The sequence below is a fragment of the Bradyrhizobium nivariense genome (assembly GCF_029846695.2).
Classification (GTDB): domain Bacteria; phylum Pseudomonadota; class Alphaproteobacteria; order Rhizobiales; family Xanthobacteraceae; genus Bradyrhizobium.
Genome location: NZ_JARWCR020000029.1, coordinates 71,617 through 94,852, shown reverse-complemented (window position 1 = coordinate 94,852; position 23,236 = coordinate 71,617). Strand labels below are relative to the sequence as shown.

Sequence of the window (23,236 nt, the reverse complement as noted above, 5' to 3'; positions counted from 1 at the left end):
GCCACCCCGCGCCGGGGCAACCCGGCGCCAAGCCGAACACGACATCCAACCTCCAGCGCTCCGCCCCGACAGCGACCGAACAAAGACAAGAAAACTCTCGACTTCATAGTTTTTCAGCAGACTGCTAGGTTCGCTGCGCTTCGCAATGACGGGTTTGGTAGCTGCTACGACATGAACCGCATCATCTTCTCCAGCCGCGCGATCTTGCCGCCATATGGCGGATAGAGGTCGGCAAGGCGGTTGAACTTCGAGCGATAAAACACCGGCTTCAGCTTGCTGAACGTGCGAAAGCCCCATTCGCCGTGATAGGCGCCGGTGCCGGATGCGCCGACGCCGCCCATCGGCTGGTTGATTTGCGTGAAATGAAACAGGCAGTCGTTGATGGTGACGCCGCCGGAGACGGTGCGCGCCAGCACCTCGTCGCGCGCGGTGCGGTCCTTGCCGAACCAGTACAGCGCCAGCGGCCGGTCGCGGGCGTTGACGAAGGCGATCGCGTCGGCCGGATCGCGATAGCCGAGCACGGGGAGCACCGGCCCGAAAATCTCCTCCTGCATGGCCGCCATGTCGTCGGTCGCGCCGACGATCAGCGTCGGCGGGAATTTACGGTGTGCCTTCCAGTTGGGATCGTCGGCCTTCGCCGGCTGCAGGATCTTTGCGCCGCGACGTGCCGCATCCGCGACGAGATTTTCCAGCCGCGCATAATGCCGGTCGGAGATCACAGAGGTATAATCCTTGTTGGCGGGATCGGTGCCGAACATGCGCCGCATCTGCGCGCGCACTTTTTCGGCGAAGGCCTGCAACGAGCGCTCGGGCACCAGCACATAATCCGGCGCGATGCAGGTCTGCCCGGCATTGAGCAGCTTTCCGTAGGCGATGCGCTCGGCCGCCTCCTCGAGATCGGCCGAGGCGTCGATGATCGCCGGCGACTTGCCGCCGAGTTCGAGCGTGACGGGTGTCAGATTGCGTCCCGCGGCCTCCGCGACCAGCCGCCCGACCCGGGTCGAGCCGGTGAATACGAGATGATCGAACGGCAGGTGTGCGAAGGCCTTTGCGATCTCGTCCTCGATGCCGGCCACGAGCAACTCCGCAGCGTCGAACCGCTCGGCGACCGTCTCCTTCAGCAGGCGTGCAAAGTGCGGCACGAGCTCGCTTGGCTTGATGATGACGCGGTTGCCGGCGGCGATGGCGCCGATCGCGGGGGCGAGCGTCAGCTGCAGCGGATAATTCCAGGGCGCGATGATGCCGACGACGCCGAGCGGCTGCGGCAGCAGCCGGTTGCGCGCGGGCAGGAATTGCAGCGCGGTGGCGACGCGCTGCGGCGCCATCCAGCTCTTGAGGTGCTTTGTGGCATGTCGGATCTCGGAGAACACCAGCATGGTCTCGGCGATGGTGGTCTCGACCGCGCAGCGGTGGCCGAAATCGGCCGAGATCGCCTGCCGGAAACGCTCCTCGTTGTCGGCGACCACGGCGCGCAGCCGTGCCAGCCGGTCGAGCCGCTCGGCGAGGCCAGGCGCCGGCTCGGCCCGCGACCGCGCGACCATGGCATGGAAGGCGTCTTCGAGGGCTAGCTGCGGGGCGCTCGCTGGGGAATTGTCCAAGGATTGGTTCAAGGCGCGATCCATGGCATTCTCCCTTGTAAGTGGCGTTGGCCCCTTGGTTTTGTTGCCGCAAGCTGGCCCTTTGTGGAACTTCTGGCAAGGGCGCGCCAAACAGACCCGAATCTGGTCCATCCGCCTGTCATAAAGTCGAAAAAAACGTTCCCGCAGCCCTTTCCAAAGGCACCCCGGGTTGGTACATACCGCTCGCACCCAACGGGCTTTGCCCCGGGGTTGCCTTCCAAGGAAGCCTTTGGGACGGACGAAGCAAGCTACGCGAGCAGCGTCGGCCTTACCTCACCGTCTCCGGCATTTTCGCGAAGGCAAAGCAACGGTTTAACGCGGGGTGGAGCAGCCCGGTAGCTCGTCAGGCTCATAACCTGAAGGTCATAGGTTCAAATCCTATCCCCGCAACCAAGTTCGGCACTAAAAACCCGGCAATCCCAATGGATTGCTGGGTTTTTGCTTTTAGGGCCGAACCGTCGCGCCAACAAAATCAATGGCTTACTTTGGTAGGTTCAAATCACCCGCAACCAATTGCGGAATGCCAAAAGCGCAGCGGGCAAACGGCGAGATTATGGGTCGTGTCCCCGGTGGTGGTGTAGCTCGGCAGAGCAAAGCCGCCCGGACGCGCGCCTCACATAGCGCCGTAGCGGGCGGGCGGCTTTGCGGTGGTCACCGGCAGTTCACCGGCAGGATCGGGTTGCGACACGCCAACGCAACCGAGGATTCACCGATGACCGAAGACATGATGAACCTTGACTGGCCCTATCGGTGGATCGACGCCACCTACGTGAAGGTGCGCCAGCAGGGGCGCATCGTGTCGGTTGCGGCGATCGTTGCGGTTGGCGTCAACAGTGACGGTCGGCGCGAGGTGCTCGGCATGGATATTGGTCCTTCCGAAGCCGAGACGTTCTGGGCGTTCCTGCGCAAGCTCGCCCGCCGCGGCCTGCGCGGCGTCAAGCTGGTCGTGTCCGACGCCCACGAGGGCATCAAGGCCACCGTGGCCAAGGTGCTCAACGCCAGCTGGCAGCGCGGCCGCGTCCACTTCATGCGCAACGCGCTGGGGCATGCCAGCAAGAGCGGCCGGCGCGTCGTCTCCGCCTTCATCGCCGCCGCGTTCGCCCAGGACGATGCCGAGGCCGCGCGAACGCAGTGGCGCAAGGTCGCGGATCAGGTCCGCCTCAAGCTGCCAAAGCTCGCCGGCTTCCTCGACGAGGCCGAGACTGACGTGCTGGCCCATATGACATTTCCCCCGCAACATCGAACCAAGCTGCACTCGACTAACCCGATCGAGCGCCTCAACGGCGAGATCAAGCGGCGAACCGAGGTCGTCGGCATCTTCCGCGATGATCCCGATGTCAGCCTTCCGGCTATCGCCAGCTGACCTGCCCGGCCTTGGTCGGTGAACGCGGTGACCCACCGCCAGCTACACCACGCTAGGGGACACGATCCTTCGGTTCCCGTCCATTGAGATGCTGGTTGTCTAGAAGCCCCGTTCTACACCGAATGCGCCTCGATCTTGTCGCACGCCTCAGCCGTAAAGTGGAGGGCAGCAACATCCCCGCCGCGTTGTGACGCCACGTTGCATCTCGCCGAGGATCTCGGTGGAAAGCTCTAAACCATCGACGTCGCCAATGGCAGATCGCTGGACGTCTCCGCTGTCGGCGAGATGGTCCGCGATGTCCTCTCGCAAGTGCCTGGAGAGTGTGCGGTCACGCTTGCCGTACCGGTTCGGTTCAATCGGAAACTCGCTCGCAGGCATGCCCGCTCGCGTGCAACCTGGCGGCCCAATGCGACGCCCTCATCGCGCTGCGTCAGTACGCGCTCCGCCGGTTGAAAACTGAATGAGCCGGACCATCAGCGTAGCCCGGCCGACCTCCGCTGAAATCGCCACGGGAACGTAGACCTTGACTGCCGCGACGAAGCCAAATGTGACATCAACCGACCCGAGCCGCGCGCCTCGTTCGGCTGATTGCGTAGCATTCTCGGGTTTTTCTTCAGCCGAAAGATGCATCAGTCGCAACCGACAGTTCGTGAGGGGGCCGATGAATATCCCTCGATTGGAGAAGCCGCTGCCCTGCAAGGAAAGCTCGATGTCATAGCGACGGATGCCATCGAAAATCGGCAGGATTCGGTCGCAGACTCGCGTCTCTGGTCTGCCGTCGGTTGTGACACCGGATACCACCGTGGCGCTGAGCGGATCGATGATAGTCCCGAGCTTGTCCAATTCAAACGGCATCCGTCCGGAATCCGGATCGATTGGCGGGTCCAACGTCATTGATTTTATTTTCCCGTCCACGATGGTTATCGCGATCTTCCGCGATCGCCGACCGGCCCGGTGGTCGAGATCAAAGGTCGCTGGAACGAAGCGGCCACCCATATAGGCGCCCTTGGCGATCGCCTCTCCGGCCCCGCTGCTCGTCAGCCGAGCCGCACCCGACGTCCGGTATTGCATCCGCGCGACGTAGCTACTATCCCCGACGATGAGGTCGAGATCCGCCGTGGCAAGGGACAGCCCGGCGAGCGAAACTTCATAGGACAGATGCACCTCGTCGTGGGCCGTTGCGATATCTGGCGCAGTTAGAACGCAAAAGCCGAGAGTGGCTATCTGAACCGAGGATCTTAACCAAGTCACGCCCCCTCCTTGCCGAGCCCGAGGAACTGTCCAGCTGCATCCAGGCCGATTCCGTTACTGCCTCGCGTAATCACGACGGCGTCCTGACCGGGTCGCTCATAGCGAACTCAAGCTGGGGCCCAAAGACACTGACGACGAGAGCTGAAATGCATTTTGGCCCCACAGCTTCCGGACCCCAATCACCATGACCCAGCCAACGCCACGGCGTCAGCGCCGGCAGCAATGCGAACCGGACAGGATGGGTCATTTGCCGCAAGCCACACCGCCTCCGCCACGTCAAGCGACTGCGTGATCGCAAGCGACTCCTGCTCCCGTCTCGCAAAGACGCTCTGTGCCAAGCCTGCATACGCCTCGGGGAAGCCATCTTGCATTCGCAATCGGGCGTTTTCGCCGAAGCGGGTCTCCGGAGCCCGTCCTGGTAGCACCAAGCGCACGCGAACATCGAATTGCTCGAGTTCGAGCGCCAGAGACTCTGTGAACGCATTCACCGCCGCCTTGCTCGCGGTGTATACGGACAGCAGGGGAAGCGGCTTCAAGGTCACGCTCGATGTGACGTTCACGATGACGCCCGCTTTCCGTTGCCGAAACTGAGGCAGCACCGCCTGCGTCATCGCCATCGTGCCGAGGGTGTTCGTCTCGAAGACCTCGCGCGCGGCGTCTATCGGCGTGCCTTCGAGGGCGTTCAGCCAGCCAATCCCTGCATTGTTGACCAGGACATCGATCGGCCCTGCGGCCTCCACGGCCTGACGAATGCTCATGGGATCTGTGACATCGAGGGCTAGTACGCGCAGGTGTTCGTGAGAGGGGTAGGACGCCCTCGCGAGGCTTCCGCATCGTCGCGACGACTTTCCAATTGCGATCAGAGAAATATCGTGCAGTCTGAAGACCAAACCCGGATGAACATCCGGTAATCAGGATAGATTTCATGAGGGCTCCGCTAGATGGTTTAGCTGTACCGAGCTGTCCTGATCAGTTCGACCGATGCGCGATTCCGTAACCGAAGCTCCGGCCTTTTGGCCGTCGGTGCCAGCAGCGCGTTTAAGATCGACCATCGATCGGACCGGCTCTACCGGCGAATGAGCGCGCGTTTGGCTTCAGTATGAACTCGGAGATAGCATCCGCGACGATGTTTGGGCTCCCGCGTCGATCCGCATTCCAGGGCCCGGAGTGAGCCAGCCCCTCGAACTCAATTCTCTTTGCTGCAGGCAGACGTTGCTCGAGTACACCAAGGGCCATTTTGAGATAGGCGGGACTTTTCGTCCCCCCGAGCAACAAGATCTCGACCTTGGCCTCGCCCCAGTCTCCCGCTTTGCCCTGCATCTCGGACACGACATTGAAGTCGTAGCGCATCGCCGGCAGCAAAGTGCGTATGGGTGTATATTCCCCGTGCGTCTTGTCGTCTCTGCGCAGCATGGCGCCGGTCAGGAGCTGAAGGATCGAGCGTGGAAGAATGGCCAATATCGGCGGGGCAAGACCGACCATCTGATTGGCGGTCACCAAAGCGGTCGCCATCTTGCCTTCCGTAACCTCGCGATTGAAACGTGGGACAAGATGGAAACGATCGCTGCCGACCGGGAAAGGCGGTTCGTAGAGAATTACCTTGCGAAGCGCTGGTAGATAACGAGCAGCCGCCAAAGCGATAACGCCGCCCGAACTGAGGCCGAACAGAAACTCTGCTTCTGTTTGCCCGAACAGACTTTCGAGATCCTCAATCTCTTTTTGCAGGCAATGATCGGGCGAGAAATCACGCGGGCTTAGCCCTCGTCCCCGTCGATCAGGAACGATAACAGTGAAGTTGCCCGCCAATGATCGCGCCAACTGGTCATAATTGTGAGCCGTGCCCATAGCCCCTTCGACCAGAACGATACCGGGGCCGCGACCGTAGCGCCGATACCCGATCGTGGTTCCGTCGGCGGAGACGACGGACTCGACTCGGTACTCGTCCTTTATGTCCGGAATTGTCGACACCTTGGCTGGCCTTACGTTCAGTGGCATTTCGCTCTATTGGCGGCTCGCAATACCAACACCATAGATCGCAGCAGCCGGACCCGGTACAGTCAGAAGTCCAAATATCGTTTGCAAGAGTCCGGAAATGGTCGATCCACTCGCGGAGGTCGTTACGCTGCTCCAACCGAGCGCCGCCTTCTCGAAAGTGGTCAGCGCCGCAGGTCGTTGGCATGTTCGCCGCTCCGAAGCGGGAAGGCCCTTCTACTGTGTTATCCTCGATGGATCCTGCCGCCTCTCGGTCCACGGACGCGAACCGATCATCCTCCAGGCGGGCGATTTCGTCCTTATTCCGGCAATATTCGACTTCATGACATCGAGCTTGGAGCCGCCGAATTGGGAAGACGCCGACACCTCGCCGGTGGCGTTGCCGAATGGCGAGTTCAGGCTCGGCGTTCAGAAGGGGCCGCCCGACGTTCTGATGCTCATCGGCCGCTGTATCTTCGGTTCGCCGGACGCCGCATTGCTCGTTTCGCTCCTGCCACACCTCGTGCGGGTTCGCGGCGAGAAGCGGCTGGCCACCCTCGTGCAGCTCGTTGGTGAGGAATCGCGCGGGATGCGTCCAGCACGAGACGTCATTCTCGCGCGCCTGCTGGAGGTCCTGATGATCGAGGCCCTTCGCTCCACGACGGGAACGGCGGAGTCCCCAGGTCTTTTGCGCGGGCTCGCCGATGACCGTCTGGCGGTTGCGATACGACGGATGCACGAAAGTCCATCCCGACCTTGGACCGCGGGCGGTTGGGATCGGATGAGAACAAACGGTGACGAACGCCGATGTACGCGGAAGTGTCTATTCTCAAGGGGTTTCGAGCAGTGTGCGGACGGTTGCAGACGCTTTGGAACGGGCTTGAACAGCCTAGTTGGTGCCCCTGGCCGGAATCGAACCAGCACTCCTTGCGGAACTCGATTTTGAGTCGAGCGCGTCTACCAGTTCCGCCACAGGGGCCCTCGGTCGGCCCCAAAACAGGGCGTCGCGAAGCCGGCGGACTATAGCCATGGACCGGACAGGGTCAACCCGCGCCAAAGTGATGTCAGCGGTTCTCGACAGCCGCATGGGGCGGGGCTAGAGGCTTAGGTCCGCGTCGATCCGAAAGAGGCTGCCGTGACGACCCAGAGTGCCGCAGTACCTGCGTTCAAACCGGCGGCCACGAGCCCCGCGCTGGCCGCTTCGCTCGCGGTCACGCTGATTGCAGCCGCGACCATCGCGGGCGCCTGGTTCTTCCAGCTGGTGCTCGGGATCGTGCCGTGTCCGCTCTGCCTGGAGCAGCGCTACGCCTATTACCTCGCGATCCCGCTCGGCCTGCTCATCGCACTCGCGGCGCGAGGCGGCGCGGTGAGGCCGTTGCTGCTCGCGGGCCTTGCGATCCTGGCGCTGGCGACCCTCGCCAATGCCGGGCTCGGCACCTATCACGCCGGCGTCGAATGGGGCTTTTGGAAAGGGCCGACCGATTGCTCCGGTCCCGTCGTCAATCTCGGCAGCGCCACCGACCTGCTGTCGCGGCTCGACACCGTGAAGGTGGTCCGCTGCGACGAGGTGCAGTGGCGTTTCCTTGGCCTCTCGCTTGCCGGCTACAACGTGCTGATCTCGCTGTTGATGGCCGCGATCGCCGCGTGGGGATTTGGGGCGACGGCGAAGCGCTAAGGCTCAATCATCCACATCGTCCTGCGTGCGGCCGAACAGGTGCACGATGCCCGGCGTCGCGATCGTCACGAAGACGAAACGCGAGAGGTGATGTGCACCGACGAAGATCGGGTCGATGTGCAGCGTCAGGGCCAGCGCCAGCATGGCGTCCATCGCGCCCGGTGCGTAGGCGACCACGACGTCGGAGAATTTCACCTGTGTGGTGAGCGCCCCGATGCCGACGAAGATCGCGGAGACGGCGATGGCTACGGCAAACGAGCCCAGCGCCGCATTGATGTGCCCGGCGAGCGTCTTGATCCGCATCCGCGCGAAGCGGCTGCCGATCAGGGCGCCGATGCCGACCAGCGCCACGCCGCGTACCCAGTCCGGCAGGCCGCCCTCGACCCAGCCTGCGCCGTGAAGCACGCTTGAGCCGATCATCGCACCGAACATCCAGCTCGCCGGAAACTTGATCAGCCGCAGGAGAAGCGCCGCGGCCAGCGAGGCCGCGACCAGCTCGACGAGGTCGAGCGGCGAGGCGATCATCGTCGTCAGCGACGGCGCGACGGAGGGCGCGACGCCGGCGAACGCCAGCACCATCGGCAGCGCCGCGGTGAGGATGATGACGCGCATGGTCTGCACCACCGCGATGCCCGGCAGGTCGGCGCCGCGCTCGACCGCCAAAATCGTGATCTGCGACAGCGCGCCGGGGCTGCCGGCCAGGAAGGCCGAGGTGCGGTCCCAGCCGTGGACGCGCTGGAGATAATAGCTCGAGCCGAAGGTCGAGCAGAAGGTCGCGAGCGCAAGCAGTCCGATGGTGAGCGGATAGGCGCTGACCTGTTGAAGCAGATGGCGCGAGACGACCGAGCCCAGCGAAATGCCGAGCAGGACCAGCACGGTCTGGGTCAGAATCGGCGGCAGCATCAGCTGGCGCCCGGCGATCGCGGCGATCCCGACCGCGATCATCGAGCCCGAGATCAGCCCGCCGGGAAGGCCCGCGAGCAGAAACGCGAGGCCACCGGCAGTGCCGATGACGAGCGTCTCCACCGTGCTCAAGATCTTGGCACGGCTTGGCCATCGAACGGCAGGGAGGCGGTGATTTGCTTCACGCCACCTTATCGCAAATCAGCGAGAGGCGCACAATTGCAGCTATGTCATGCCGCAATGCGCGCACCTCTCGCCGAGGCTCGCGGAGGATTATGACGGATTTTACTTCTTGTCGGCGGCCGCTGGAGCGGGAGCAGCCGTGCCACCCTTCGCGGTCTTGATGCATTCGGACCGGAATTTCTTGCGCTCCTTGCCGTGCAGGCCCTTTGCATCCGCCTGCTTGGAGCATTCGAGCGACTCGGCCGAGTGCTCCTTCGGTGCCTTCTTGTCGGCGGGGGCGGCAGTGGTCTTGGTGTCGGTCTTGGCGGCTGGCGCCGCGGTCTGCGCGAAGGCGATGCCGGTTGCGAGTACGGAGGCGAGGGCGGCGACGGCGAGGCGGGAGGCGAGGGTCATGGTGCTGCACTCTTCTTGCGAGAAATTGCGAAGGGCGCGAACGTCGGCTTGCGATGCTGAACGCGACATGAATGATGGGCGCGTCGCGATCACTATATTTTGGCGCCGGACGCCTCCGCTTCCTTGTCCCAAGCAGCCAGCACGCTAGGATAGCAATCCTCGTTCGCTTCATTTGGGGAAGACCAAGGAGGAGACCTCAGGATGACCATTCAGACAAAATTGTTGTGCGCGATTGCGGTGTCGGGTGTTGCCGCGTTGATGGCCACCGCGCCGGCGCAGGCGCTGACCTCGCAGGAGTGCAGTGCGAAATATCAGGCCGCCAAGAAGGACGGCTCGCTCGGCGCCACGAAGTGGAATGACTTCCGCAAGGCCCAGTGCGGTGCGGACGCAACGCCTGCCGCCGCCCCGACCGCGGCTGCTCCTGCCGCGCCCGCGGCTCCCGCCGAGCCGAAGGCGGCTGCGAAGAAGGAGGCAGCCCCCGCTGCCGCCCCGGCGCCGACTATGCCGATGGGCAACGCCGTCTTCCCGAACGCGGTCGATGCGAAATATTCGAAGGAGACCGCCGGCAAGGCGCGCCTCCACACCTGCGTCGACCAGTACAACGCCAACAAGGCCACCAACGGCAATGGCGGCATGAAGTGGATCGAGAAGGGCGGCGGCTATTACAGCGAATGCAACAAGAAGCTGAAGGGCGCCGCCTGAAGCTTCAAGTCGATGCAGGGGCCGGAGCCAAGCTCCGGCCCCTTGCTTTAATCCAGTAGCTTCTCGGCCGATTTCGCCACGAGCTGCGATCGCTTGCGCGGGCCGCGTTCGACGAACAGCAGGCTCTGGCCGAAGATGAAGCAGTAGAACAGGAAGGCCTGCGCTTCGGCCGCCTCGGCCTCGAGGCCGGTCGCGCGATAGAGCTCGGCGACGTGCTTCAGCCGCGCCGCATCCACACTCGCCACCGCTGCCGCGGCGCCCTCGTCCGAGCGGGCCCATTGCCGGATCGCGAGCTCGATCGCCATCCCTTCCGGATTGAGCCGCTCGGAATAAAGCTGGATCACCGCCCTCAGCCGCTCGCGGGGCGCTTGACCATCGAGGCTCGTCTGCTGCGCGATCGCCGTTGAGCGCCCCTCGCGCCAGCGTTCCAGCATGGCACCGAGCAATGCGGCACGGTCGGCGAAACGGCGGTAGAAGCCGCCCTTGGTGACGCCCAGGTTCTTGGCGAGCACCTCGACCCGCACGCCCTCGACCCCCGATCGGGCGAGCTCGGTGAACCCTGCCTCGACCCAGACATCGCCCTTGCCGTCGCTCATGAAGGAAGCCTCGCCGGTTCTTGATACGGTGCCGTATTGCTAACGCGGAAGCAGCCTGATACGCTACCGTATCAATAAGCAAGGGCAGAAAAGGCCAGGGAGAAATTGCGATGGAGCAGGATGCCATCCGCGAGGTCGCCTTGAGGCATCTCGCCGAGCCGGCCGAGGCCTGAGCCATGGCCGCACACGAGCCGAAAAACCCGGGCTATCGCGCTGCTGCCATCGCCATGTTCGACCGCCAGCCGGCGATGCACACGCTCGGCATTGTGATCGTCCGCCTGGCGCCGGGCGAGGTCGAACTGGCCATGCTGCACTCGCCGGCCCTCACGCAGCAGAACGGCTTTGTCCACGCTGGCATCATTGCCGCAGGACTCGACAATGCCTGTGGTGTCGCCGCCTTCACCCTGATGCCGCGCGAAGCCGACATCCTCACCGTCGAGTTCAAGACCATGCTGCTCGCGCCGGCCCGGGGCGAGCGGTTCGTCTTCAACGCAGAGGTCGTCAAGCCCGGCCGCACGCTGACCTTCTGCGAGGCCAAGGCGTTTGCCGAGCATGCGGGCAAGGTCACGTTGATCGCCACGATGACCGGGACGCTGATGGCGATGCTGCCCCGCCCTTGCGGCTTCGCACGAACCGCGCACAACCCTGCATAGCGGTGATTGACAAGCCTGCCGGCGCATCCCTTGATGCCGGGATCATGCTTGCAAGTCTTGGCCTCATCCTGCTCTGCCAGTTGATCGGCGAAGCCGTCGTGCGCGGCCTCGGCTTGCCGATGCCGGGGCCGGTGCTTGGCCTCTTGCTGCTCCTGATTTTGCTGCTCGCGCGCGACCGCTTTGCGCTTCTCGCGCGCGGGCCGCTGCGCGATGATGGCGTCGAGACGGCGAGCAAGGGTCTGCTGGCGCATCTGTCGCTGCTGTTCGTGCCGGCCGGCGTCGGCGTCGTGCAGAAGCTCGATCTGCTCGCGTCCCACGGCATTGCCATCATCCTCGTGCTCGCGCTGTCGGTGGTCGTCACGCTGCTCGCAACCGTACTCACCTTCCGCCTGGTCAGCCGCCTGTTGAGACAACAGGACGCGCGATGAAGGACAATCCGTTCTCGCTCTGGGTCTATCTCTCGCAGTCGCCGTTGCTTTGGTTGACCGTGACGCTGCTGGTCTATGCGACCACGGATGCAGTGTCGCTGGCGACGCGGCGCCATCCGCTCGCCAATCCCGTGCTGCATGCGATGTGGGTTATCGGCGCGTTCCTGCTGTTGACCGGCACCTCCTACACGACCTATTTCGCCGGCGCGCAGTTCGTGCATTTCGTCTTGGGGCCCGCGACGGTCGCGCTGGCGGTTCCGCTCTACGAGAACCGCAAGCGCGTCGTCGCCTCGATCGTGCCGATGCTGGTGGCGCTGGTCGCGGGATCGGTCACGGCCGTGGTGTCGGTGGTGTTGCTGGCCGAACTCGCCGGTCTGCCGCGCGCCGTGGTCTTGTCGCTCGCGCCGAAGTCCGTCACGGCCGGCGTTGCCATGGGCATCGCCGAATCGCTGCACGCCGATCCCTCGCTGGCCGCGGTTGCAGTCATCTTCACCGGCATCATGGGCGCAATCATCGTGACGCCGCTGATGAACCGGACAGGCGTCACCGATTACCGGGCTCGCGGCTTCGCGGCAGGTCTGGCAGCGCATGGTATCGGCACCGCACGCGCGTTCCAGGTCGACGAGATCGCCGGCGTGTTCTCCGGCATCGCCATGAGCCTGAACGCTTTGGTGACCTCGTTCCTGGTACCCTTGGCGGTCACGCTGCTGGTGCGATGACATCGCTGCAGCGACACTCTATATGAGGCGTAACAATTCCCGGTCCCGAGCCGTATCTGCAGCGATGGGACCGAAACGGGACGAGATATGGCTGTATTTCTGAAGAAGGGCCTGGTGCCGACGCGGCGCGCCGCGTTGACGTTGATCGGGGCGGGTGCCCTCACCGCGAGCGGGATCACCCTGGCACGAGCCGCCACCGACGATGACGAAGTGCTGACCGAAGCCAAGGTGCTGCGCGACCCCGACGTTCCCGTCGCCGGTAATCCCGACGGCAACATCAGCATCATCGAATGGTCCGACTACAATTGCCCCTATTGCCGCAAGCTCGAGCCGGAGCTGCGTCAGGTCGTCCAGGACGACGGCAAGGTCAGGCTGGTGATGAAGGACTGGCCGATCCTGGGGCCCGTCTCGGTGACGGCCGCCCGGATCGCTCTCGCGGCAAAATACCAGGACAAGTACCATCCGGCCCATGACGCCATGATGGGCGTCAGCTCGCGCCTGACCGAGCCGCGCATCAACGAGTTGCTGGCGGCCGCCGGCGTCGACATGGACCGGTTGAAGCGCGATCTCACCGACCACGCCAAGGACATCGACGCCGTGCTCAAGCGCAACAACGAGCAGGCCGAAGCCTTCGGCTTTCGCGGCACGCCATCCTTTATCGTCGGCAAGTACCGCGTGCCCGGCGTGCTCAGCATGAACGACTTCGAGCAGGTCATCGCCGATGCCCGCAAGGCCAAGATGAACTGACGCGAGCGATATTCATCGCGCGACACAAAGGCGCCGCCGCGGACCCGCGACGGCGCCTCATTCATGATACGGCGTCGTTACTTCGACGAGATGCGGACCCAGTCCTTGTGCGCGCGATCGCGCAGCGCGTCCCAATCGGCCTTGGCGACATCCCAGTTCACGATGGTGCGATTGGTCGTCGCGACCTCGCCATTGGCGACGGACGACGTCTGCATGGAGTCATAGACGTACACGCCGCAGGCAAGCAGCAGCGCGCCCAAAATCATTCCGAAAAAAGTCTGCATGGCGAACCTCCGGTGACGGGCGATAACGTCGGCCCAGAGTGATGGTTCCGCGGCAGTACGGCGCAGGTAAGGAGAGGTTGTTCATTCTCCATTCAGCCACTGCATCAGCTCCGCGTTGATCTCGCGCGGATAGGTGTGGCTGAGGTCGTCGATCTCGCGATAGGTGACGTCGGCGCCGGCGGCGGAGAGCGCGGCCTGGGTCTGCCGCGCGGTCTGAACCGGAAACATCCAGTCGAGCTTGCCGTGGGTGATGAAGATCGGCAGGCCATGCAGGCGCGCAGCGTCGGCCATTTCGGCCATCAACGGATGAAAAGTCGCCGACACCGGCGCGAGATGCGTGAAGGGCGAGGCGCCGTCGAGCCCGGCGACATAGCAGAAGGTGCCGCCGTCGCTCATGCCGGTGAGCAGCATGCGCGAGGGGTCAATGGTCCAGCGGCTGCGCACGGTTTCGAGAATGCGCATGAGGTTGGGCGTGTCGGAATCGTCACCCATCAGCGCCCAGGTCGGGCCGGTCGCGGTCGGCGCCACCAGGATCGCACCAAGACTGCGGGCGTCGCGCAGCCAGCTCCACAGAAAACCGCGGCCGTTGCCGCTGCCGCCATGCAGCGCCATCACCAGCGGCATGGCGCGGTCGGGCGTGCAATATTCGGGCACATAGACCGAAAAGCCGCCGCGGCTGCCGGGCTCGTTGTGATCGTGGATGATGCCGGTGTGCGCGCCCGCGCCGGCTTCCAGCCGCGACAACAGGGCGGTATTCTCGCGGGTGGCGGCGTTGAGGAAGAAGCTGCTCACCGGCGGAAACTGCGCCGCCAGCGGATAGAGTGCCTCCTGCGCACGCGGCACGTGGCGCAACGCGCGGAAGACCGCGACGAGGTCGCCATTGCCACGCTCGACGTCGCGTAGGCCGGCAAAGGCGGCGAGCGTCTCGTCGCAGGCACGATCGAGCCGCTCGCGCAGTCCTGTGAACTGTTCCGGCCAGGCGCTGATCGCCGCGCGCGCCGTTTGCAGCGCCTCGTCCGGCGCGCCGATCGCATTCATCGCCGACGCAAAGGCAGGCGGATGCAAGCGCCGGGCGAAGAAGCCGAGCGCTTCCAGCGCATTGAGCAGAGGCGGCAGCACGGCCACGATGTCGTCCACAACGGCCTCGGTCATCGCCGTTACTCGCCTTCCAAGTTCGGCCGTGTCAGTGCAGCTTGGGCGCCTTCAGCAACTTGAAGCGATCGGTCGAGGTCACCGTGACGTTGAAGGTGACGCCTTCATGATGAACAGTCAGCGGCACGTCGATGCCGGCAGCGCCGAGCCCCCACATCTTCTTGTAGAAGGCGGTCTGGCTCGTGACCTTGTCGCCGTCCACCGCGAGGATGACGTCGCCGGTCTTGAGCTCGGCGCGGGCGGCCGGACCGTTGGCGGAGATCCCGATCACCACCACGCGGTTGTCGATCTCTGTCGAATAGAGTCCGAGCCATGGCCGTGCCGGCTTGTTGACGCGACCGAACTTGCGCAGATCGTCCAGGATCGGTGTCAACAGGTCGATTGGCACGATCATGTTGACGTGCTCGGCCTTGCCGTCGCGCTCGCGTTCGAGCTGGAGCGAGCCGATGCCGATCAGCTCGCCGCGCTCGTTGAGCAGCGCCGTGCCGCCCCAGTTCGGGTGCGCGGGATGGGTGAAGACGGCCTCGTCCAGCAGATATTCCCAGTAGCCGGCGAATTCCTGCTTGGCCACGATCTGGCTCGCGACCGAGCGCGTGCGTCCGCCGGCGCCGCCGACCACGACGCGGTCGCCGAGCCGGGTTTCGGCCGAGATGCCGAGCGGCAAGGGTTCGACGTCGAGCTGGCCGAGCGCCTGCACCAGGCCAAAGCCGGTGACGGCGTCGAAGCCGAGCACATGTCCCTCCACCACGCGCCCGTCTCCGACATGCAGCCACACGGACTCTGCTTCGGTGATGAGATAACCGATGGTGAGCACCAGCCCGTCATCGATCACGACGCCGTTGCCGGCGCGTTCAGTGCCCAATGTCTCGGCGCTAAAGGCGTCCGGCGGGATGATGGCATGCAGGCCGACGACGGAGGCGAGTGCGCGTTCGAGATCGAAACCGTAATCGCTCGCACGCGGCTGATTGGCCGGCGGCACTCTCCATTCGGTCAGGGCGGGCATGGAGTTCTCCTGGCTGACAGCATAGCTCCGCCACAAAGCGGAACGAGGCGCGAAGCACGCATAATTTAGGCCGGAGGAGGCCGTCTTGAAAGCCTCGTTTCCCAACTATTCCAGAGAACGCCGTGTGAAATCTCGGAAAGGCACAGGAACGGTTCATGCGCGGTCGGTAGGGCTCCGGCATTGGCCGCATGGCTGCTGTCCGGCGAGGTGCTAGGCGCCGTACAATGAAGCTGCTAACCATTGCCGCTTCGTTTGACCAAGGGATCACGGACCGAAGCATGGACAACCGCAGCGACATCTGGCGTGGCATTGACACGATCAAGGCACGTTTTATTGACCTCAGCGACAAGGTCTGGGGCATGCCCGAGGTTTGCTACACCGAGGCACGGTCCGCCGCAGAACATCTCGCCGAGCTGCGTCATCAGGGTTTCCGCATCACCGAGAACGTCGCGGGCATCCCGACTGCGGTGATGGGCGAATGGGGCGAGGGCGGGCCGGTCATCGCCTTCATGGGCGAATATGACGCGCTGCCGGGGCTCAGCCAGGAGGCGGGCGTCGCGGAGCATCGTCCGGTCGAGACCGGCGGTCACGGCCATGGCTGCGGTCACAATCTGCTCGGTTCCGCAGCTCTCCTCGCCGCGACCGCGGTGAAGGACTGGCTCGCCGAGAACAAGGTGCCGGGCCGCGTGCGCTATTATGGCTGCCCCGCGGAGGAAGGCGGCGCGGCAAAAGCCTTCATGGTGCGCTCCGGCTCGTTTGAAGACGCCGACGTCGCCATCACCTGGCATCCGCACAGCTTCTGGGAAGTCGCGGTGACGCCGTCGCTCGCCAACACCCGCGCCGATTTCATCTTCACCGGCCGCACCTCGCATGCAGCGGCTTCACCGCATCTTGGCCGCTCCGCGCTCGACGCGGTGGAATTGATGAATGTCGGCGTGAATTACATGCGCGAGCACATGCCGAGCGACGCGCGCGTGCACTACGCGCTGCTCGACACCGGCGGCATCGCCCCCAACGTGGTGCAGGCGCATGCGCGGGTGCGCTATTCCATTCGCGCCCGTGATCTGCCCGGCATGAACGAACTGGTCGGACGCGTGAGCAAGATCGCAGACGGCGCGGCGTTGATGACCGAGACCAAGGTCGAGATGAAGATCATCTCCGCGGTCTCCAATATCCTGCCGAACACCCCGCTGGAGCAGGCGCTGCACCGGGTCATGGAAGAGCTCGGACCGCCGCATTTCGATGACGCCGACAACGGCTTTGCCAGCCAGATCCGCGCGACGCTGAGCGACAAGGACATCGAGTCGGTCTATTACGCGATCGGCATGGAGCCGACCGATCGGCCGCTCGCTGACTTCCTGGTGCCGCTCGATGCCAAGCGCAACCCGCTGGTCGGCTCGACCGACGTCGGCGACGTGAGCTGGGTGGTGCCGACCGTGCAGGTTCACGCACCCACGGTTGCAATCGGTACGCCCTTCCACACCTGGCAGGTGGTCGCGCAGGGCAAGAGCCCGCATGCGCACAAGGCCATGGTGCAGGCCGCCAAGGCGATGGCCGGCATCGGCATCAAGGCGTTGACGGAGCCGGAGCTGATCAAGGCCGCCAAGGCTGACCTCGAGAAGCGGACGGCCAAGACGCCTTATGTCTGTCCGCTGCCAGACCACGTCGCGCCGCCGCTCGACATGTCCGTGGCGTAGAATTTCGCCTCGATACTTCGTCTGATCCGGCGATCAAATTTTCTGCAGTGCAGCGCGGAATTCAGCGTGTTTTGATGCTGGATTGCCGAACGTATGGGCTGCGGAATATGGTTTTGCCCAACAGACAGTCAGAAGACCGTTTGCATACACACGGTCGCAGTTGACGCGCGCCCCATTCGGTGTGCCATCTACCGCCAGACAAGCCCGGTGGTCGCCCCGCGCGACCGCCTGCATCCATACGGGAACCAGACGGGGACAACCATGCTGGATAAAGAACTGCGTTCGATGATCGGTGACGTGAAGGGCGGGCGGATGGATCGCCGCGCCTTCATTCAGCATTTGGCTGCCGTGGGTCTCACCGCGCCTTTGGCGAATCAGATCCTCGCGCTTGGCGGGGTCGCCATGGCTGAGGGCGCCTCGACCTACAAGCCGACCAAGCGCGGCGGCGGTGGTGCGCTCAAGCTGTTGTGGTGGCAGGGGCCGACCCTGCTTAATCCGCATTTCGCCACCGGCACCAAGGACCAGGACGGCTCGCGCCTGTTCTATGAACCGCTCGCCTGCTGGGATCCCGACGGCAACATGAAGCTGGTTCTCGCGACGGAGATTCCCTCGACCCAGAACGGCCTGCTCGCGGCCGACGGCACGTCGGTGACCTGGAAGCTGAAACCCGGCGTCAAATGGCACGATGGCAAACCCTTCACCGCCGATGACGTGGTCTTCACTTGGGAATACATCATCGATCCCGCGACCGCGGCCGTCACTGTCGCGACCTACCGCGATATTACGGTTGAGAAGGTGGATGATCTGACAGTCCGCCTCGGCTTCAAGAAGCCGACGCCGTTCTGGGCCGATGCCTTCGTCGGCGCGACCGGACAGATTCTGCCCAAGCACCTGTTTGCCGAGTTCAAAGGCTCGAAGTCCCGTGAGGCGCCGGCCAACCTCGCCCCGGTCGGCACTGGCCCCTACAAATTCGTCGAGTTCAAGCCCGGCGATCTCATCCGGGGCGTGATCAATCCCGACTATCACATGCCGAACCGTCCCCATTTCGATACGATCGAGATGAAGGGCGGCGGCGATGCCGTCTCGGCGGCGCGCGCGGTGATCCAGACCGGCGAATATGATTTCGGCTGGAACATCCAGGTCGAGGACGACGTGCTGCTGCGTCTGGAGAAGGGCGGCAAGGGCAAGACCATCTACGCCGTAGGCGGCGATACCGAGTTCATCGCGCTCAACTTCACCGATCCCAACGCCGAGGTCGACGGCGAGCGCTCCTCGATAAAGACCAAGCATCCGCTGTTCTCGGATCCGGCGGTGCGCAAGGCGCTGTCGCTGCTGGTCGATCGCGAGTCCATCAAGAAAGCCATCTATGGCCGCGCCGGCCGCACCACCGCGAACTTCCTCAACGGTCCCGAAAAGTTCGTCTCCAAGAACACCACGTGGGAGTTCAGCGTCGAGAAGGCCTCGAAGATCCTCGACGATGCCGGCTGGAAGCCCGGCGCCGACGGCATCCGCGAGAAGGACGGCAAGAGGCTGAAGATCGTGTACCAGACCTCGATCAACGGCCCGCGCCAGAAGACCCAGGCGATCGTCAAGCAGGCCTGTCAGAAGGCCGGCATCGACGTGGAATTGAAGTCCGTCGTGGCCTCTGTGTTCTTCTCCTCGGACGTTGCCAATCCCGACACGTACGCCAAATTCTACGCGGACATCGAGATGTTCCAGATCCCGATGAGCCAGCCGGATCCCGCCCAGCACATGCGCCGCTATCATTCGAGCAATGTCGCGGCCAAGGAGAACAAGTGGCAGGGCACCAATTTCCCGCGCTGGATCAACAAGGACTATGACGCGACCATCGACGCCGCCGACGGTGAGATGGATCCGGTCAAGCGTGTGGCGCTCTACATCAAGGCCAACGATCTCCTGTTCCAGGACACCGTGTTCATCCCGGCGCAGCATCGGCTGAAGGTGGAAGCGACCGCCAACACGCTGCGTCCGGTGATCAGCGGCTGGGCCAACGAAACCGACAATTTGTTCGACTGGTACCGCGAGGAATGATCACGCACGCCTAGAGCGGGTCCTCCTTCATGAGCCAGTATGTCCTGCGTCGCCTCCTGATCGCGATTCCGAGCCTGCTCGGAATTTCGCTCGTGCTCTTCGTCGTGCTCGCACTAGCGCCGGGCGATCCGTTCTCGGAACTGGCGACCAATCCGAACGTACCGCCCGAAGTGCAGGCCGCGCTTCGGGCGAGGTTCGGCCTCGACGATCCGATCTACCTTCGTTACCTGCACTGGCTCAACGCCATGCTGCACGGCGACTGGGGTTTCTCCTTCGTCAGCCGGATGAACGTCGACACACTCATTCTCCAGCGACTGCCAACGACGCTCTACGTGATCGGCTCGGCGCAGATTCTGGCGCTCCTGATCGCGATCCCGGTCGGGGTCTATGCCGCGACGAAACCTTATTCGCTGTTCGACCAGGTCGCCAACACGCTCGCCTTTGTCGGCTTCTCGCTGCCGACCTTCTTCACCGGCATCCTGTTCATCCTGATCTTCTCAGTCACGCTGGACTGGCTGCCTTTCGTCTACACGACCGACATCAAGGGCACCGGCATTCACTGGTTGCTGGAGGTGATCCGTCAGGCGATCATGCCGGTGGCGGTGCTCGGCCTGTTCCAGGCGGCGTCGATGACGCGCTTCGTGCGCTCGGCGATGCTCGACGTCATCAGGCTCGACTACGTCACCACCGCGCGCGCCAAGGGCATCGGCCAGCGGCGGGTGATCATCAAGCACGTGATGCGCAACGCGATGATCCCGGTCGTCACGCTCATTGCGTTGCAAATCCCGGCGGTGTTCGGCGGGGCCATCGTCACCGAGCAGATATTCCGCATCCCCGGCATCGGCTCGCTGCTGATCTCCTCCATCCTCTCCAACGACACGCCGGTGGTGATGGCCGTCACCTTCGTCTTTGCGTGCCTGGTCGTGCTGTTCAATCTCATCGCGGACGTTCTTTATGGCTGGCTTGACCCTCGCATCTCCCTCCGCTGAGCGGCGCGTCTACTCGCCCTGGCGCGAGACGTGGCGGCGCTATAGCCGCCACAGGCTTGCCGTGGTCAGTGCGTTCCTGCTCCTCATTCTGATCCTGGCCGTGGTGGCCGGCCCCTTCGTCTGGCGGGTCAAGATCGACGACATCGATATCGTGGCGGGCATGCAGGGGCCGTCACTGGCCCATCCCTTCGGCACCGACGATCTCGGCCAGGACATTCTTGCCCGCATGATCTATGGCGGGCGCATCTCGCTCGCGGTCGGACTTGCCGCGATGCTGGTCTCGGTCTTTGTCGGTGTGCTGATCGGCGCGCTCGCCGGCATGTCGCGCGGCGCGCTCGGTCATGGGCTGATGTGGCTCACCGATCTCTTTTTGTCGCTGCCGCAATTGCCCCTCCTGCTGCTGCTGATCTATCTCTTTCGCGACGGGTTGAAGGCCGCGTTCGGCCCCGAGGGCGGCATTTTCATCCTGATCGTGCTTGTGATCGGTGGGTTGCGCTGGATGCCGGTCGCCCGCCTCGTTCGCGCGCAGTTCCTGTCGATCCGCGAGAAGGAATTCGTCGAAGCTGCGCGCGCTCTCGGGGCGAGCCCGGTGCGGCAGGTGGTGCGCCATATCCTGCCCAATGCACTCGGTCCGGTGATCATCGCCGGCACCATCGACGTCGCCGCCGCCATCATCGCGGAATCGACGCTGTCCTTCCTCGGCCTCGGTTTCCCTCCGGATACGCCGACCTGGGGCCGGCTGCTCTATGATGCCAAGGACTTCCTCGACATCGGCCCGCACTGGGCGCTGTTTCCGGGCGGCGCGATCTTCATCGCGGTGGTCGCCATCAACTTCATCGGCGACGGCCTGCGTGACGCACTCGATGCGCGACGGGTGATCTGATGGCGCCGCTGCTCGAGATCAAGGGACTGAAAACCCACTTCTCCACCGACGACGGCATCCTCCAGGCCGTCGACGGCGTCGACATCTCCATCAACAGGGGCGAGACGCTCTGTGTCGTCGGCGAATCCGGCTGCGGCAAGACCGTCACCGCGATGTCGATCCTGAAGCTGATCGCGATGCCGCCGGGCCGCATCGCGGCGGGCGAGATCATCTTCGAGGGCCGCGATCTGGTGCCGCTGACGAGCAGTCAGCTCGACGAGATCAGGGCCAAGGAGATCGGCTTCATCTTCCAGGAGCCGATGACCTCGCTCAATCCGGTTCTCACGGTTGGCGAACAGATCGCCGAGAGCCTGCGCCGCCACGAAGCGGTGACCAGGAAGCAGGCGCTCGAGCGCACCATCGAGATGTTGAAGCTGGTGCAGATTCCCAACGCCGAAGGCCGCGTGCACAACTATCCGCACCAATTCTCCGGCGGCATGCGCCAGCGCGTGATGATCGCGATGGCGCTCGCCTGCAAGCCGAAGCTGATCATCGCCGACGAGCCAACTACGGCCCTCGACGTCACCATCCAGGCGCAGATCCTCGACCTGCTGCAGGACATGAAGGAACGCTTCGGCATGGCGGTGATGCTGATCACCCATGCGATGGGCGTCGTCGCCGAGACCGCGCAGCGCGTCGTCGTGATGTATGCGGGCAAGGTGGTGGAGGAGGCGCCTGTCGACGACCTCTTCGGCAATCCCGGCCATCCCTATACGCAAGGGCTTATCCGCTCGATCCCGCGCATCGATCTCGACAGCGAGCACAAGACGCGCCTGGAGGCGATTGGCGGCTCTGTGCCGATCCTGATCAATCCGCCGGTCGGCTGCCGCTTCGCCCCGCGTTGCCGCCACGCCATGAGCGTCTGCACCGCGAAGGAGCCGCTGCTGCGCCAGATCGCGCCCGGCCACCGCATGGCCTGTCATCTGGGAGATACGCAGTTGGAAGGTGCAGCATGAGCGAACCCTTGCTGCGCGTCAGCGGCCTGAAGAAATATTTCCCCGTGCACGGCGGCCTGCTGTCGCGCCAGGTCGGCAGCGTTTACGCCGTCGACGGGGTCTCGTTCTCGGTCAACCGCGGCGAGACGCTCGGCCTCGTCGGCGAATCCGGCTGCGGCAAGTCGACGACGGGTCGCTGCGTGTTGCGCCTGATCGAGCCGACCGCCGGCGAGGTGGTGTTCGACGGCCAGGACGTGCGCCAACTCGGCGGCACCGATTTGCGCGCCATGCGGCGGAACATGCAGCTGGTGTTCCAGGACCCGTTCGCCTCGCTCAACCCGCGCATGACGGTCGGCGCCATTCTCGGCGAGGCGCTGATCATCCATAAGCTTGGATCGTCGGCCAAGGAGCGTGAAGATCGCGTCGCGAGCCTGCTGGTCAAGGTGGGGCTCAAGGCCGAGCACATGCGCCGCTATCCGCATGAGTTTTCCGGCGGCCAGCGCCAGCGCATCGTCATCGCCCGCGCGCTTGCGGTCGAGCCGAAGCTGATCGTCTGCGACGAACCGGTGTCCGCGCTCGATGTCTCGATCCAGGCGCAGGTCATCAACCTGCTGGAAGATCTCCAGGCCGAGCTGAACCTCACCTATCTCTTCGTCGCGCACGATTTGTCGGTGGTCGAGCACATCTCCGATCGCGTCGCGGTGATGTATCTCGGCCGTATCGTCGAGCTCGCCAAGGCCAGCGACCTCTACCGCAATCCGCAGCATCCCTACACCAGGGCGCTGTTATCAGCGGTGCCGGTGCCCGACCCCAAGCTCAAGCGCGAGCGCATCCGCCTCAAGGGCGACGTGCCGAGCCCGATGAAGCCGCCGTCAGGCTGCCACTTCCACACCCGCTGTCCGATCGCCGAGCCGCGCTGTTCGGAGAGCGCACCGGAGCTGAGGGAAGGCGCAGGCGGGCATTTTGTGGCGTGCCATCTGGCGTGAGGCCGGGGAAAGC

At 64.1% G+C, this 23,236-nt stretch carries 20 protein-coding genes, 2 tRNA genes and 4 pseudogenes; 15 read left to right on the top strand and 11 right to left on the bottom strand.

Annotated features, from left to right (window positions below; translation table 11 throughout):
- Positions 1 to 164: 164 nt before the first annotated feature.
- Positions 165 to 1,622, bottom strand: a complete 1,458-nt coding sequence (locus QCM77_RS23430; protein WP_279661494.1) for a coniferyl aldehyde dehydrogenase — start codon at positions 1,620 to 1,622, stop codon at positions 165 to 167.
- 313 nt (positions 1,623 to 1,935) lie between these two features.
- Between QCM77_RS23430 and QCM77_RS23425 the strand changes: the two genes are divergently transcribed.
- Positions 1,936 to 2,012 (top strand) — tRNA-Met (locus QCM77_RS23425).
- Between the two features lie 343 nt (positions 2,013 to 2,355).
- A pseudogene (locus QCM77_RS23420) lies at positions 2,356 to 2,958 on the top strand (IS256 family transposase); the annotation flags it as partial.
- A 441-nt stretch (positions 2,959 to 3,399) separates the two neighbouring features.
- On the opposite strand, the gene QCM77_RS23415 reads toward QCM77_RS23420, so the two are convergent.
- The 3 genes and pseudogenes from QCM77_RS23415 to QCM77_RS23405 all read right to left on the bottom strand — a co-directional run bounded on the left by QCM77_RS23415 (position 3,400) and on the right by QCM77_RS23405 (position 6,201).
- Positions 3,400 to 4,233: a DUF3108 domain-containing protein gene (locus QCM77_RS23415; protein WP_279685070.1), complete on the bottom strand. Its 834-nt coding sequence runs from the start codon at positions 4,231 to 4,233 to the stop codon at positions 3,400 to 3,402.
- Positions 4,234 to 4,412: 179 nt separating this feature from the next.
- Positions 4,413 to 5,160: pseudogene (locus QCM77_RS23410) on the bottom strand (SDR family oxidoreductase).
- 111 nt (positions 5,161 to 5,271) lie between these two features.
- Positions 5,272 to 6,201 carry an alpha/beta fold hydrolase gene (locus QCM77_RS23405; RefSeq protein ID WP_279688996.1) on the bottom strand — a complete coding sequence of 310 codons (930 nt, stop codon included), beginning with the start codon at positions 6,199 to 6,201 and terminating at the stop codon, positions 5,272 to 5,274.
- 124 nt (positions 6,202 to 6,325) lie between these two features.
- Between QCM77_RS23405 and QCM77_RS23400 the strand changes: the two are divergent.
- A pseudogene (locus QCM77_RS23400) lies at positions 6,326 to 6,853 on the top strand (cupin domain-containing protein); the annotation flags it as partial.
- Positions 6,854 to 7,098: 245 nt separating this feature from the next.
- Here QCM77_RS23400 and QCM77_RS23395 read toward each other — a convergent pair.
- Positions 7,099 to 7,183 (bottom strand) — tRNA-Leu (locus tag QCM77_RS23395).
- Between the two features lie 156 nt (positions 7,184 to 7,339).
- On the opposite strand from QCM77_RS23395, the gene QCM77_RS23390 reads away from it, so the two are divergent.
- Entirely contained in the window at positions 7,340 to 7,879 is a 540-nt protein-coding gene (locus tag QCM77_RS23390) for a disulfide bond formation protein B (RefSeq protein WP_279685068.1), read from the top strand.
- Positions 7,880 to 7,882: 3 nt separating this feature from the next.
- On the opposite strand, the pseudogene QCM77_RS23385 reads toward QCM77_RS23390, so the two are convergent.
- Positions 7,883 to 8,967: pseudogene (locus QCM77_RS23385) on the bottom strand (AbrB family protein).
- A 100-nt stretch (positions 8,968 to 9,067) separates the two neighbouring features.
- The gene (locus QCM77_RS23380) at positions 9,068 to 9,358 is read right to left on the bottom strand and encodes a PsiF family protein (protein WP_279661501.1); all 291 of its coding nucleotides are present in this window, start codon (positions 9,356 to 9,358) and stop codon (positions 9,068 to 9,070) included.
- Between the two features lie 201 nt (positions 9,359 to 9,559).
- Between QCM77_RS23380 and QCM77_RS23375 the strand changes: the two genes are divergently transcribed.
- Positions 9,560 to 10,060 (top strand): hypothetical protein, encoded by a 501-nt coding sequence (locus tag QCM77_RS23375; RefSeq protein WP_279661502.1) that lies wholly within the window; start codon positions 9,560 to 9,562, stop codon positions 10,058 to 10,060.
- A 47-nt stretch (positions 10,061 to 10,107) separates the two neighbouring features.
- On the opposite strand, the gene QCM77_RS23370 is transcribed toward QCM77_RS23375, so the two are convergent.
- Entirely contained in the window at positions 10,108 to 10,656 is a 549-nt protein-coding gene (locus tag QCM77_RS23370) for a TetR/AcrR family transcriptional regulator (RefSeq protein ID WP_279685064.1), read from the bottom strand.
- A 176-nt stretch (positions 10,657 to 10,832) separates the two neighbouring features.
- Here QCM77_RS23370 and QCM77_RS23365 point away from each other — a divergent pair, with 176 nt between their 5' ends.
- The 4 genes from QCM77_RS23365 to QCM77_RS23350 all read left to right on the top strand — a co-directional run bounded on the left by QCM77_RS23365 (position 10,833) and on the right by QCM77_RS23350 (position 13,203).
- Positions 10,833 to 11,309, top strand: coding sequence for a PaaI family thioesterase (locus QCM77_RS23365; RefSeq protein ID WP_279661504.1), 477 nt, complete (start codon positions 10,833 to 10,835; stop codon positions 11,307 to 11,309).
- A 44-nt stretch (positions 11,310 to 11,353) separates the two neighbouring features.
- A complete protein-coding gene (locus QCM77_RS23360; protein WP_247406828.1) occupies positions 11,354 to 11,737 on the top strand; it encodes a CidA/LrgA family protein in 384 nt (127 codons plus the stop codon).
- The gene (locus tag QCM77_RS23355) at positions 11,734 to 12,456 is read left to right on the top strand and encodes an LrgB family protein (RefSeq protein ID WP_279661505.1); all 723 of its coding nucleotides are present in this window, start codon (positions 11,734 to 11,736) and stop codon (positions 12,454 to 12,456) included. Before QCM77_RS23360 ends, QCM77_RS23355 begins: the two co-directional genes overlap by 4 nt.
- A gap of 87 nt (positions 12,457 to 12,543) precedes the next feature.
- Positions 12,544 to 13,203, top strand: coding sequence for a DsbA family protein (locus tag QCM77_RS23350; protein WP_279661506.1), 660 nt, complete (start codon positions 12,544 to 12,546; stop codon positions 13,201 to 13,203).
- Between the two features lie 77 nt (positions 13,204 to 13,280).
- On the opposite strand, the gene QCM77_RS23345 is transcribed toward QCM77_RS23350, so the two are convergent.
- From QCM77_RS23345 to QCM77_RS23335, 3 genes are all read right to left on the bottom strand, one after another.
- A complete protein-coding gene (locus QCM77_RS23345) occupies positions 13,281 to 13,487 on the bottom strand; it encodes a hypothetical protein (protein ID WP_270165708.1) in 207 nt (68 codons plus the stop codon).
- Between the two features lie 81 nt (positions 13,488 to 13,568).
- Complete coding sequence (locus QCM77_RS23340; RefSeq protein ID WP_279685062.1) at positions 13,569 to 14,639, bottom strand: carboxylesterase family protein; 1,071 nt, start codon at positions 14,637 to 14,639, stop codon at positions 13,569 to 13,571.
- A gap of 31 nt (positions 14,640 to 14,670) precedes the next feature.
- Entirely contained in the window at positions 14,671 to 15,642 is a 972-nt protein-coding gene (locus tag QCM77_RS23335) for a S1C family serine protease (RefSeq protein WP_279661508.1), read from the bottom strand.
- 278 nt (positions 15,643 to 15,920) lie between these two features.
- Between QCM77_RS23335 and QCM77_RS23330 the strand changes: the two genes are divergently transcribed.
- The 6 genes from QCM77_RS23330 to QCM77_RS23305 all read left to right on the top strand — a co-directional run bounded on the left by QCM77_RS23330 (position 15,921) and on the right by QCM77_RS23305 (position 23,223).
- Positions 15,921 to 17,339, top strand: a complete 1,419-nt coding sequence (locus QCM77_RS23330; RefSeq protein ID WP_279685061.1) for a M20 family metallopeptidase — start codon at positions 15,921 to 15,923, stop codon at positions 17,337 to 17,339.
- 261 nt (positions 17,340 to 17,600) lie between these two features.
- Positions 17,601 to 19,391, top strand: a complete 1,791-nt coding sequence (locus tag QCM77_RS23325) for a peptide ABC transporter substrate-binding protein (RefSeq protein WP_279685060.1) — start codon at positions 17,601 to 17,603, stop codon at positions 19,389 to 19,391.
- Positions 19,392 to 19,420: 29 nt separating this feature from the next.
- On the top strand, positions 19,421 to 20,380 hold the full coding sequence (locus QCM77_RS23320; protein WP_279661511.1) for an ABC transporter permease: 960 nt from the start codon (positions 19,421 to 19,423) through the stop codon (positions 20,378 to 20,380).
- Positions 20,346 to 21,263 carry an ABC transporter permease gene (locus QCM77_RS23315; protein ID WP_279661512.1) on the top strand — a complete coding sequence of 306 codons (918 nt, stop codon included), beginning with the start codon at positions 20,346 to 20,348 and terminating at the stop codon, positions 21,261 to 21,263. Before QCM77_RS23320 ends, QCM77_RS23315 begins: the two co-directional genes overlap by 35 nt.
- On the top strand, positions 21,263 to 22,258 hold the full coding sequence (locus QCM77_RS23310) for an ABC transporter ATP-binding protein (RefSeq protein WP_279685058.1): 996 nt from the start codon (positions 21,263 to 21,265) through the stop codon (positions 22,256 to 22,258). Before QCM77_RS23315 ends, QCM77_RS23310 begins: the two co-directional genes overlap by 1 nt.
- Positions 22,255 to 23,223, top strand: coding sequence for an ABC transporter ATP-binding protein (locus tag QCM77_RS23305; RefSeq protein WP_279661514.1), 969 nt, complete (start codon positions 22,255 to 22,257; stop codon positions 23,221 to 23,223). The genes QCM77_RS23310 and QCM77_RS23305 overlap by 4 nt, the downstream gene beginning before the upstream one ends.
- The last annotated feature ends 13 nt before the right edge of the window (positions 23,224 to 23,236 follow it).